Annotated in this window: 13 protein-coding genes; all 13 read right to left on the reverse strand. The window is 39.6% G+C overall.

The features are described 5' to 3' along the window. Positions 1 to 80 precede the first annotated feature (80 nt). Complete coding sequence (locus IGK03_RS11770) at positions 81 to 305, reverse strand: hypothetical protein (protein WP_002415869.1); 225 nt, start codon at positions 303 to 305, stop codon at positions 81 to 83. 46 nt (positions 306 to 351) lie between these two features. After that, entirely contained in the window at positions 352 to 753 is a 402-nt protein-coding gene (locus tag IGK03_RS11775) for an LPXTG cell wall anchor domain-containing protein (RefSeq protein ID WP_016616802.1), read from the reverse strand. Further along, positions 734 to 1,867 carry a DUF916 and DUF3324 domain-containing protein gene (locus tag IGK03_RS11780; RefSeq protein WP_010707083.1) on the reverse strand — a complete coding sequence of 378 codons (1,134 nt, stop codon included), beginning with the start codon at positions 1,865 to 1,867 and terminating at the stop codon, positions 734 to 736. Before IGK03_RS11780 ends, IGK03_RS11775 begins: the two co-directional genes overlap by 20 nt. 87 nt (positions 1,868 to 1,954) lie before the next feature. Next, positions 1,955 to 2,644, reverse strand: a complete 690-nt coding sequence (locus tag IGK03_RS11785) for a WxL domain-containing protein (RefSeq protein WP_010713776.1) — start codon at positions 2,642 to 2,644, stop codon at positions 1,955 to 1,957. A 426-nt stretch (positions 2,645 to 3,070) separates the two neighbouring features. After that, positions 3,071 to 4,042, reverse strand: a complete 972-nt coding sequence (locus tag IGK03_RS11790) for a dimethylarginine dimethylaminohydrolase family protein (protein ID WP_002359145.1) — start codon at positions 4,040 to 4,042, stop codon at positions 3,071 to 3,073. 111 nt (positions 4,043 to 4,153) lie between these two features. Then, a complete protein-coding gene (locus IGK03_RS11795) occupies positions 4,154 to 5,599 on the reverse strand; it encodes an alkaline phosphatase (RefSeq protein ID WP_002381148.1) in 1,446 nt (481 codons plus the stop codon). An 87-nt stretch (positions 5,600 to 5,686) separates the two neighbouring features. Next, positions 5,687 to 7,600, reverse strand: coding sequence for an endonuclease MutS2 (locus IGK03_RS11800; RefSeq protein ID WP_430602336.1), 1,914 nt, complete (start codon positions 7,598 to 7,600; stop codon positions 5,687 to 5,689). A 346-nt stretch (positions 7,601 to 7,946) separates the two neighbouring features. Continuing rightward, positions 7,947 to 8,690: a 2-dehydro-3-deoxy-phosphogluconate aldolase gene (dagF, locus tag IGK03_RS11805; protein ID WP_002361094.1), complete on the reverse strand. Its 744-nt coding sequence runs from the start codon at positions 8,688 to 8,690 to the stop codon at positions 7,947 to 7,949. A 3-nt stretch (positions 8,691 to 8,693) separates the two neighbouring features. Further along, positions 8,694 to 9,797 carry a DgaE family pyridoxal phosphate-dependent ammonia lyase gene (locus IGK03_RS11810; RefSeq protein ID WP_010826765.1) on the reverse strand — a complete coding sequence of 368 codons (1,104 nt, stop codon included), beginning with the start codon at positions 9,795 to 9,797 and terminating at the stop codon, positions 8,694 to 8,696. Between the two features lie 11 nt (positions 9,798 to 9,808). Continuing rightward, positions 9,809 to 10,660, reverse strand: a complete 852-nt coding sequence (locus IGK03_RS11815; protein WP_010713771.1) for a PTS system mannose/fructose/sorbose family transporter subunit IID — start codon at positions 10,658 to 10,660, stop codon at positions 9,809 to 9,811. Continuing rightward, positions 10,660 to 11,409, reverse strand: a complete 750-nt coding sequence (locus tag IGK03_RS11820; protein ID WP_002355079.1) for a PTS mannose/fructose/sorbose/N-acetylgalactosamine transporter subunit IIC — start codon at positions 11,407 to 11,409, stop codon at positions 10,660 to 10,662. Before IGK03_RS11820 ends, IGK03_RS11815 begins: the two co-directional genes overlap by 1 nt. 23 nt (positions 11,410 to 11,432) lie before the next feature. Continuing rightward, positions 11,433 to 11,927, reverse strand: coding sequence for a PTS system mannose/fructose/N-acetylgalactosamine-transporter subunit IIB (locus IGK03_RS11825; RefSeq protein WP_002355078.1), 495 nt, complete (start codon positions 11,925 to 11,927; stop codon positions 11,433 to 11,435). 19 nt (positions 11,928 to 11,946) lie between these two features. Next, the gene (locus tag IGK03_RS11830; protein WP_010713770.1) at positions 11,947 to 12,348 is read right to left on the reverse strand and encodes a PTS sugar transporter subunit IIA; all 402 of its coding nucleotides are present in this window, start codon (positions 12,346 to 12,348) and stop codon (positions 11,947 to 11,949) included. Between the last annotated feature and the right edge of the window lie 8 nt (positions 12,349 to 12,356).

Consider the following 12,356-nt stretch of genomic DNA (forward strand, 5'->3'; position numbering starts at 1 on the left):
TTGATAAATTGTACCGTTCTTTATTTTAAAGTTAACAAAAACCCGTTGCAAGTTTCTCAAAAACTTACAACGGGTTGTCTTTATGTTAATTGTGTTTGTAATGCGATATTCAGCAAGATAGCTATTGCTACCCAGCCACCACACATCACCAGAAGCAGCCAACTAAACATTGATTGTTTTACTAAAGACTGCTTAGGCTTTGCTTGATGAACAAAATTCATGCTACTTACTAAGAATAGTAAAAATAAAGCAAAACAAAGGACGGCCAAGCCAGCACAAATCCAAATCCACATCGTAATCTCCATCTATATTCCTCCTTCTACAATTGACTCTGTTTATAAAAACAGCACATTATTTTTCCTTTTTCCTTTTTTTATTCAAATAATAGAAACTTATTAGTACTACGAGTAAACAGGCAATACCAAGGCTGTAAAGCCACGTGCTATTTCGTTCACCTGTCCTTGGTAAGGACGTCTGTGCAGCTGTGGGATTCGTCTTAGCAGTGGTTTTTCTGCTCACTTTGTCTTGTTGTTGTGACGTTTTTTTACCTTTATTAGTGACTGGTTGTTCTGTTGACTTAGTGCCACCTTTCGTTTTTAGAGGTGCCTTCCCTCCATAAAACGTCACACCGATATTCGTTTGTCCCGCTTCTTCTGCAAAGCTCTCAGAAGAAGCGGTCAGAATCGCAATGCTGACGGTTAAAAGTATTCCCAATGTCACCAGAAGTGATCCTTTACTTTTCGCTGTCATCATCGCGCACTCCTTGTCTATTTTTCAAGGCTGCCTGTTTTTCTTGTTGTAAATAGGCTTGTTGTTTTAGTATCGCTTTCTGTTGTGTAAAACGCCAAATAGCTAGAATTAGACTCACAATTGTTGCAGCTAACAATCCATAAAAAGCTTGATTCCACCAAGTCGGTAGGACCAATTTCACTACTGCTTCTTTGTTTAATTTCTTGGCTTCTTGACTACTGATGGTAAATTCTTGCTTAAACGGCCACACTTGTTGTTCATCTTCTTTCAAGACCGCTTCTCCTTCAAAAATATAGGTTCCTGGACGTACATCTTCTTTTCCAAAATCTAAGTGGAAGTTCATCGTTGAATTCGGTGCAAAACGAACACTTGGTAAAATCCGTTTGGCATATTCTTTCGTTTCGCCTTTTTTCGTTACTTTTCCTTCTAAACGTACTTCAGGAAAAATAGCGGATGTCGGATTCTGAATAACCGCTTGGACCGATTTATTTCCTAAAGCAATGGTCGGAACTAATTTAACTAATTGAAGAGTCTCTGCTAGATACATCGGTGTATCTTCTGACATTCGTAAAGCAATTGCTACATTAAATCCATATCGACTGGTTAAACCCGTTGATTTTCCTTTTTCTTCCTTTTCATCTTCTGCAAGCGAAGCATAAACACCACCCAAAACTAATCCTTGGAAACCATTCGCTGGAATTTCGACAGTCATTTTGGCTGTTACGGTTTTCTTAGCGGGAACTTTTACATGTTCCTCAGGTAATTTAATTAATGTTGTCAAGGGTACTTTTAAACTTGAATCTGGTTTTTTCTCAAAATCATTGTACACAATTAAACCATTGTCATTCGTCACAGCATTCGCCAAATTTAAATCAATCGTTAATTCTTCATTTGTTTTATTAATTAATGACAGTTCTACTTCTTGTTTCTGTCCTGGTTTCACAATGAGATCGTAGTAGGATTGCGTATTTTTCGCTTGATTCTCTGGAATATTGGGTTTAACTGTAAATTTTGTATTCATGTTGTCATCCGCTTCTTCTGCTTGTACAGCAGAAGGGATGCTTAATGCCATCACACAAATAAAAACTGTGACGATTAGCCAGCGCATTGTCTTCATTATTTGTTCCTCCTATGTATCGAAAAGGAGCCGTGCACCAGTGCGCAGCTCCTTTTCTAGTAATGCAGTATTCTCGTTAGTAACTGTTTATGGCGCAGCCACTAATGTCCAAGTTACGTTACCTGTATACGCACCATTTGTAATTTTTGAACTAGGTGTTGTAATGTTTAATTTTACATTTGATAATTCAGAATCCCATGTACCTTGACCTTTACCAACTGCTGCTGTAGCAATTGATACAGCTGCTCCACCTACTGGAATAGTTGTTCCAGCAAATTCAGGGCTTCCTGGGTCTGCTGCAAAGGCAGCCACATCACGTGAGTATGTTTTTGCTGTTTCATCGTATTTAGCTACCGCACCTGTTTGCGCAAAGGTAATTGAACCTTCTAAAGTAGCAGTACCATTTTTCATTTCAGCAACGCCTGCAGTAACTGACCAACCAGCTTGTGTTCCACGAACATCCCCGACCGCATAACGTTTTGTTTGTGTACCATTTGCATCTAATGAAATCGCTGATAAATCAGAACTAACTTCTGTCGAAGCAAATTTGAACTCTGTTGGAACATATAACAAATCAAAATTTGTATTCGAGCCTGGTTCTGGTTCTTGTGTGCTTCCGTCATCTCCATCACCATTACCACCTGGCAATGAACCACTTGTCATCTCTACGTTTGCTGGTGTTGTACCAGTCGTTGTTGCATGTGCTGCTGCAGGAGCGATGCTTGCCCCTAAAATTGCCGTTCCTGCAAATAAAGTTACCAATGTTTTTTTCTTCATTTTACTCTCTCCTTTATTATCTTGGTTGATTAATGAATAAAAAAGTGAAAAACTTTTCTATCTCAGTAGAACGTAAACTAAGTATAGCGAAAAAAAGACTGCTTGTGATTTCAAATTTTAAACACCTCATGCAAAAAAAATGAATTTACTATAACATCACGGTTCCAACGACTTTTCGTGTCTTTGAAAACGTAATTTTCAAAAGAGATATTGTTTTTCCCCATTTATAAAGTGGTAATTTTATAAAAAAACAGCGAGAAAACGTCAAAACATTAGTAATGAACACTAACATTTTGACGTTTTCTCGCATTTATTAAATCAAAATTTCCTCAATATTTTAAAAAAAAATAGTGAAAACTAAAATTATATCGTTTTCATAGACAAAACGTACATTTTTTCTTACGAAAATTGATAATCACTCGCTGACTATTCTCTAATCAACGCTTGCGTTGTACAACGGAAAGAACCACCTAACATTCTAGAAACATGGTAATCAATTGCCTCAACTTTGATACCTTTTGCTTCTATTTGAGGAATTAAGGTTGTAAACGATTGGTCCGTTATATACGTTTCTTCGTTAAGCGGTAGACCATTTGTCACTAAATACGCTGCTTCTTGCAAAGTAACGTGAATTTTTTCCCAGTTTGCTAATTGCGCAGGAAGCCCATCCAAAAAGGCCTCTTCACAAACAATCATCAAGCCTTCTCTCAACAAGCTTAACGCACAATCTAAGTGGAGAATATGCGGATGTAACCGAACCGGTACCACTTCATAACCAAAATGACCAATCATATTGGCTAACCACTGAATTCCTGCTAGGTTACTTGCCAAGCCAGAGTAGCCCACAAAAATTGTTTTTCCTAGAACTAAAACATCGCCGCCTTCAATAAAGGGACCTGCTTCACTTAAAGCCCCTTCAGAAATGTCAGGTTGTGGCGCAGCAAAATAATAGCCTTCTGCTTCTTGTGTCCACTGCTGAATAATCGGACGAATTGGTAAAATTTCTTGTCGACGGTGTTGAAATCTTAAGTTTCCTTCTATTAAGAGATTACCAATTGTAAAAAAAGGGTCTCGTGAAAAGAAGTTACTATATCCTACGCCCAATTCCTTGCCATGTTCTTTTTCATAGGTTGTCAATAAACGTGGACGAAATACTTCTACGCCATAAGATTCTAATACTCCTTGCATGACTTCTTTTTCTTTTTCCCAACGCACTTGTTGTTCTGGTGCAAAGTCTGCTAAATCACGCCCTTCATTATTCTGTGTTAAACGGGCATTTTCCTCTGTTAAAAAAGTCGTATCCGCTTCATCAAATTTATCTGGTAAACAAAATTGCGATTGTGCTAAAACAACTGAACGCAACGGTGCAAATTCACTTTCAACATGCATTTTTTTCATTATTTGACCTCACTTTTATCTGGTTACCTTCATTATAACAGAGATAAAATTTTTATGCCTTCAATGAAGAAAAAGCAGAACTTCCATACGTTCTGCTTTTTCTTCATTTTGTTATTTGCCAATACCTTTGTCTTTAATCTCAGCTTTTTGCCCGGTGCCATCTACTAAGCCAAAAATAATCTTCGCTTGGTCTGTATTATCAATTTGTCCTGAAAAAGCTTCTGCTTGCGGGCCATAAGCATAGACATTTACATCTTCTCCTGTGTGTCCGCCAGTAGTCCAACCAGTATTCGAACGTTCATCAAAAATCTTTCTTAATGCCTGAGCGATTTTTTCAACATCTTTTGACTCCGCAGCTGTTTTCACTGCTTTCAATTCAGCCTCACTTAATTGAAAATCAATATACTCAGTCACTGTTTTTTCCACATTACCATTTTTAATAATTTCTTCTGCCATGAAATCAGGCGTGCGTTTTGCCGCATGTAAAGGCTCCGTCAACCAGTTGTATTGATCTCCTTTGCCTAAAGACAAGCCACCTGTTGAATGATCTGCAGTTGTAACCACCAATGTTTCACCATCTTTTTTGGCAAAATCGATAGCCTTTTCAAACGCCGCTTCGAAATCTTGCATTTCGCTCATCGCGCCAACAATATCATTGCTATGCCCGGCCCAATCAATTTGGCTACCTTCAACCATTAAAAAGAAGCCTTTTTCATTTTTATCTAAACGTTGAAGAGCCGCTTCTGTCATATCAGCTAATGAAGGAACTTCTTCCGTTCGGTCAATCATTTTAGGTAGCCCGCCTGGTGCAAACAAGCCTAAAATTTTGTCGTCTTGGTTCTCATTTAACGACTTTTTGTCTGTGACATGACCATAACCCGCTTGGGAAAATTCTTTGACTAAATCACGATCTTTCCGCGCAAATAATTCGGAGCCGCCGCCAAGTAACACATCGACTTTGTGTTGTCCGTCGATTTGATCATCAAAATAGTCATCGGCGATTTCTGCCATATTTTTGCGTGAAACATTATGTGCGCCATATGCAGCAGGGGTTGCATGTGTTATTTCAGATGTTGCTACAAGCCCCGTTGATTTCCCCACTTTTTTCGCACGTTCCAGCACTGTTTCTGTTTTGGACTTGTCATTATCGAGTGCTATAGCATTATTATAGGTTTTTACTCCGGCAGCCATCGCTGTCGCTGCGGATGCTGAATCGGTGACATTCTCTTCTTCATCTTCTGGATAAGTGGCTTGCTGTCCGACTAAATAGGTATCAAAAGCTGTTTGGGGAACACGCTTGTCTGAGTGATTGGCTTTGAAATAGCGATAGCCCGTTGTATACGGATTCCCCATGCCATCTCCAATCATAAAAATAACATTTTTTACTGGTGCTTTTTCGGATTCAGTTGCCTTCGCTTCAGCAACCTCTGTTTGTTTTTCGCCGCTTTTTTGTTCAGATAAATTTGTACAACCCGCTAATGTTGTGAATGTTAATAAGGTAACCCCTAGCAAAGCTCTTTTCTTCATTTCCTTGTTTCCTCCTTCATATCTACCCATACATTGACTATAACAAGTCTTAGTTGATTTCTGATAAATAACAAGTAAACAAAGTGTTAAGTTGTTGTGTTGCTTCTGTTAAGTTCCTTATTTGTCGCGTCTTGCTGCTCTTTTTTCGGCCTCTTTGCGTAATTGTTTCTGCGCTTTTTTTGAGCCGCGTTCAATATCTTTGAGTTTCTTTCGTTCATGGAAATCTGTAAATAAACTTTCTAAATCATAGTCTTGCGGATATAGATCTTGTGCTTTCGCTTGTAATTTCAATCGTCTTCGTGGTACATTTTCAATTTTATCATTCACAAATACTTGGATTTCTTGTTCACCCTCATCTGTAAAAACCAACCCAATTTGTTGTGTTTCTGTCAATAGGACACGATCACCTTTTTGATAACGGTGTGTTTCTTCTACAAACGTGGCAAAGGTCGTTTCTTTTGCTTTCAGGGGTTTAAATAAACTTCGATTAGTAGGGTATTCTTTCCGCTGAATATAATGAGCCGCCTTTTCAATGAGCTGTGGCTCCATCTTCATTTTACGTGCAATCCAAAGCGCCTGACTATCGCCAACTTCACCAATTTTCAATTGATATTTGGGCGTTAATGTTTCACGATCGAAGGCCATTGCGGCGGGCACAAAATCGTCATGCTCTTGGGCAAAACGTTTAATTTCACCATAATGGGTCGTTGCAACTACCAAGGCCCCCTTTTGATACATCGTTTCCATGATCGCAATCGCTAAGCCAGCTCCTTCGTTTGGCTCGGTGCCACTGCCAATTTCATCTAATAAAACAAGTGTGTGTCGCTTAACGTTACGCAACATTTCCGCAATATTTTTCATGTGCCCAGAAAAAGTGCTTAACGCATTTTCCAGATTTTGTTGATCACCAATATCGACAAAAATTTCATCTAATACTGGAATCTCTGTGCCCGCTTGTGCTGGAATTTGCAACCCAAATTGTGTCATGACAGTCAATAAGCCAACTGTTTTCAAGACAACCGTTTTACCACCAGCATTGGCACCTGTAATGACAAGTCCTCGATACTCTGCTCCTAAAGAAAACGTCAATGGTACTGCGTGCTCTAATAAAAGAGGGTGTTTTCCTTGAACAATGCGCAAGCGTTCTTCTTTGTTTACTTTTGGCGTAATCCCACCAATTTCGCGACTATACTTTCCTCGTGCAAAAATAATATCTAAGGTGGTCATTGTATCGACGGCTTGATCGACAAGTCGTTCTTGCTCATTAATTAACCCAGTTAGTTCTGCCAAAATTTGATATTCTTCCGCTATTTCTTCCGCTTTTAAGAGTGTCAATTGTTCATTTAATTTACTAATTGCTACAGGTTCAATAAAGACCGTTTGTCCTTTATTGGATTGCTCAATGATTGTGCCTGAAATCTTATTTTTATAGCTAGCTTTGATTGGTACCGTGTAATGTTCCCCTTTTTTCACCATCATATTTTCTTGAATATACAGTTGATTATTTTTATTGCGTAAAAATTTGGTGACTTTTGTTTCAATTTCTTGTTGGCATTCATTGATTTGACGCCGGATTTTCCGAAGTTGTCGAGAAGCATCGGTGGCAACTTTTTGGTTATGGATTTTCGTATAAATTTGTTCTTCGATTGCTCTGAAATCAGCTAAGTGCTGACTGTAACTAAATAGGCGTGGTGTTTGGTATTGATTTTTTTCAAAAAACTTCTGGATTCGCTGACTACTTCTTAAAAAGTCAGCCACCTCAATCAATTCGTTTGGTGTAAGGATTAAGCCTTTTTTCACTTGTTGAAGCAAGCGGGTAATTTGACTCAAGCCCATGAAAGGGACGTGTTGTCCGCTATCAATAATTAAACGGGCCTCGGTTGTTTCCGTTAAGCGGGACTGCACTGTTTCTAAACGTGTTGCAGGGACCATTTTCGCCAACCGTTCTTTACTATACTCGCCAATCGCACGTGTTTGAACTTCTTTAAGAATTGTTGTAAATTGTAATTTTTGAATGGTTTCATGATTCATTTGTTTTTTCTTCCTTTCTATCACGAAAAGAATACCTGGCGCCTTTAAATAAAAACCAGTTTCTATAGAAAAAAGAGGACAGCGTTCTACCGCTGTCCTCTTTATCGTTGGATAAAGGTTACTAAAGAAACCTCTTTTAAGTGAGGTATTTAGTAAATGAGATGACTGACAGGTATCACTTTCTAAGCACACCAAATAAACCTTGCTTGGTTCACTGGTTATTCAACTTATCAATTAGATACCTACGACACTCACCAAAATACCCCACATTCATTTGTTGGTTTTTATTTATTCTCCACTTGAGAGTAGCAAATCTAGCGAAGAAAGTCAACTAAAGATTGGCCCTTTACTTATTCAATGTGTTTTTCATCATGGTTAGTAACGTTTTCACGTCTTCTGTTCTAGTGTCCCCTGTTTCTTGATCGATAATTGAGCTGTAAACATGAGGAATGATTTTTTTAACGCCGGCATCCACCGCAATTTGAACAATTTCTTCAAAGTTTTCTAAATCAATGCCCCCTGTTGGTTCTAAATAAAAGTCATACTTGGCACAAGCTGCTGCTACTGCTTGGTATTCTTCTTTGTGAGCCAAGCCTTTCATCGGGAAATATTTAATGGAACTGCCCCCCATGTCTTTCAACAATTTGATGGCGGTTTCGATAGGTACTTCCGCCGCTGGCGCACCAGAGCTTAACGGACCTGTCGCAATGTTGACATAGCCAACTTTGCCTGTGGGTGAAACCAAGCCATTAATCACTGTTTCGTCTTGACGAAGTAAGGCCCGCGAAGCGCCGACACCTGTGAAGACTTGGTTCACGTGTTGCGGTTGTAAAACTTCTGATAAGCGAGCCACCATTTGACTTTGATTAGGATCGCCAGCCCCTAAGCCGACAGATAAAGCGTTGTTGGTTGCTGCTTGGTATTTTTTCATATCGTCAATGGCTGCTTCATCGGTTTCATAGTTTTTTGAAAGGACGCCTAACACAACATGCCCTTCTGCTGCTTCATAACAGGCTTGGGCATTTTCTACTGAATTGGCTAAGACGTTTAAACAAATGCGTTCTTCTAAATAATTAGGTTTTAATGACATGACTTATTTCTCCTTTGTGTCCATAATTTCTTGTAATCGTTGCACGATTTTGTTCATTTCTTCTTGATTGACAGAACGAATGTCAAACTCAATGATGCCATTGTTGGCTTGATATTCTCGCGTATAAATGGCTGGACTTTTTGCTTTTAATGCTTGGATGACTTCCTTGGCGGTTTTTCTGCCGTCCACTTTGACACTGGCGCGATAAATGTCTCGTCCAGCGCCATCTTGGACGATTTTAGCGGTTAAATCTGACAGGTTGTTGATGGCTTCAACAAACGGTTTTAAGCGCTCTTGCATCGAAGCCCCTGATTCACTGCCATGTGCCAAGTATTCTTCCACTGCTTGCGTAAAGCCTAGGATATTGTCTTTGCCAATTTTCATTGCTCGACCAATGCCTTTGCCTTGTAGGCGCACCCAGTCAATGTATTCTTTTTTCCCGACCACTAAACCGGCACTTGGCCCTTCGATGGCTTTGGCGCCGCTGTAAATCACCAAATCAGCGCCTGCTTCAGTGTATTTGAAAAGATCTTCTTCTGCTGCCGCGTCAACAATTAGCGGCACCTTGTGGCGTTGCGCCACTTTGGCCGCTTCGGCCACCGTCAGCATACTTTTTTGCACGGTATGATGGCTTTTGATGTATAGAATGGCCGCTGTTTTTTCGGAAATCATCATTTCCACGTGTTCTGGACTGCACATGTTGGCGTAGCCAGCTTCCACCACTTGGCCGCCGCCTTGCGCTACCATGACTTCTACAGGCGTGCCGTAGTCCACGTTGTGCCCTTTAGGTAAAACAATCTCTCGCTGTTCGATTTTTTCTGTATAGGGATGATATGCGTGGTACAAGCTGCCTTTTCCAATCAAGGCAGCCACCGATTGGGCAATCCCCGCCGAAGCCGAGGAAACGATTTGGGCATCTTCTACCTTCAACAAGTTGGCTAAAAAGGCCCCTGTTTGCAGACTAAGTTCACTCATTTCAAAGAAATGTTCGCCGCCGAATCGTTGCGCCGCTAGGACTGCCTCCGAAACTTTGGAGACACCTAGAATGGTCATTTTCCCAGAAGCATTGATGACTTCTTTTAAGTGGAATTTTTCGTAACTATTCATTATTTTCTCCTTTATAACAAACCAAAGAATGAAGTGACCAAACTAACTAAGACTATCGTGCCGATAATGATACCGTAACGTGGGCCTTTTTTTACCATGAAAAAATAAATAGCCATGACTGCTGCTAAAGGAAGTAAGCCTTTCATAATTTGATCTAGGATATCTTGTAAAACAATTGTGGCACCGCCAGTAACTTTAAACGTCATCGGGCTAACAATTTTAACATAACTCGCACTTAAAGCGCCCATCATCATCATTCCTAAAACATTCGCTGAATAAATGACTTGCTTAATTTTGCCGTCTTTTAACAAACTTAAGATTGAATTACGCCCTAATGTATAGGACTTATTCACTAACGTCCAACTGATGTATAACGTAATGGCTGTGTACAGAACCAACGGACCGATACTTCCAATCACGTTACCTCCTTTAGCCATTGGAATAAAAATGGAAATGATTAACGGCATTAATGCTGCCCAAATAATTGAATCGCCAATCCCAGCCAGCGGACCCATCAGCCCAGTTTTAATCGATGTGATCGCCGTATCAGAGATCGCTGCGCCATTGGATTTTTCTTCCTCCATAGCAATTGCAATCCCTTGAATGGAAGCTCCTACTGTTCCTTCAGTATTAAAAAAATTCAAATGACGTTTCAGAGCTTCTCTTTGTTGTTCTTCATCGTCTGCGTAAAGTTTTTTAATTGCAGGAATCATCGATGCACAAAAAACTAAACTTTGGAGACGTTCATAAGAATTTGATAATTCACAGCCTAGTTGATAAATCCAAAAGGCTTTGGATAATTCTTTTTTAGTAATTTTTTTCTGTTCCAATTGTTGTTCATTTGCTTGTGTCATTTGTTCCATTATGCTGCCTCCTCACTCAATGCCTTGTTTCTAACTAAAAAGGCAATACAGATTCCTAAAATAGCGACGGCCATAACTTCTGCGCCAAAATATACTACTGCAACAAAACCGATTAAAAAATAAGGAATCAAATTTTTCTTGCCAATTACCATAATTGTTAAGGCGAATCCTAACGCTGGTAAAATACCACCCATTACTTCAAAGCCGTGCATCAACCATGCTGGGATAACTTCTAAGACTTTATTCACCACAGATTGACCAAAAAAGTTCGCCGCAAAAACCAAAGGAAAGCGAATTAAAAATCCCGCTAAAGCTGGATAAACAAACGCAGCTCGGTAAATCCCCCCATAATTTAACTCTTCTGCATATTTATCAGCCATATGCACCCAAGTCGCATTGATGGTCCGCCGTAATTGATCCATAAAGACGCCTAACACACCAAAAGGAACAGCTAGTGCAACAGCCGCCTCGGCATTCATTCCCACACCTAAAGCAATCGGAATCGCGATTGCTGAAGCTAAAGCCGGATCACTAGGCACATTGCCACCCGGTGTGGAGGTGACTCCGAGATAAACAAGTTGAATCCCCGCCCCCACAACCATTGCTTCACTAAGTTTTCCTGTTGCTAAACCAGCCACCAACGCTGCGCCTAATGGCTGAGACAGCATGCCTGAAAATGTGTACCCAAAACGCAAACGTGCAAACCAATAATAAAGTCCCATAATAATTGAAACACCTAAAACGCCCATATGATTCTCTCCTTTTTCTCTGATTATAGTGATTGATATTTTTCAATTAATTTTTGAATTGGTAGGGGATTTTCTTCGGGAATCGCTTGGAAGAAAACATGGATGCCCTTCGTTAAAAGTTCAGTCAAAATTGCAACATCTTCTTCAGATAAATTGATATTTTTTAAAACATTTTTCCGATTTGGTCCGCCACCTAAGCCACCAACTTGAATCTCCTCTTTAATAATTTCTTGGTCCACCATCGCTTTTAAGGTCGTTAAATCTGGCACTAAAAATAACACCTTTTTCTCTTCCTTTTCTTGCGATTCCCAATATTCTTTGGCACTTTCAATCCCTTTAATTACTACAGAAACCCCTGGAGGCGCCGCCATTAAATAAATACTTTGTAAAAATTCATCTTGCTCTAGTTCATCACTCACTACCAAAATTTCATTTGCACCTGATTGTTGTAACCATTTAGTCACTACTTGTCCATGGATTAAACGGCTATCGACTCTTGTTAATACGATTTTTGACATTCTGTTCACCTGTACTTTCTTATTTTGGAATTTCTAAAATTTGACAACTGTCTACTGCTGCTTGTTGAATCAGCTCTGCATCTTGTAAACGAAATCCAGGACCACTTTGTTTCATGACGGATTCTAATAATAACGATGTGCATAATCCGGACACAATCAGGAGGTCATAATCTTTTGATAAACGCAATGCAACATTACTAGGTGTGCCACCTTTAACATCTGTTAAAATTAGCAACTGGTTGTGCCACGTTAACTGGTCAATTTTTTCTGTGACTCGTTCTAAATAATCCCCCAGTGAATCCTCTGCTTGTAATGCTACTTCATGTACATTTGTGACTTCTCCAACAATCATCTGGACGCTTTTGACTAATTCCAAGCCCCAACCATTGTGTGTTAAAAGTAAAATTGGTTCATTTTCCATAAACAAAC

Origin of the sequence: Enterococcus sp. DIV2453a (assembly GCF_050533535.1) — a bacterium.
GTDB classification, from domain to species: Bacteria; Bacillota; Bacilli; order Lactobacillales; family Enterococcaceae; genus Enterococcus; species Enterococcus faecalis.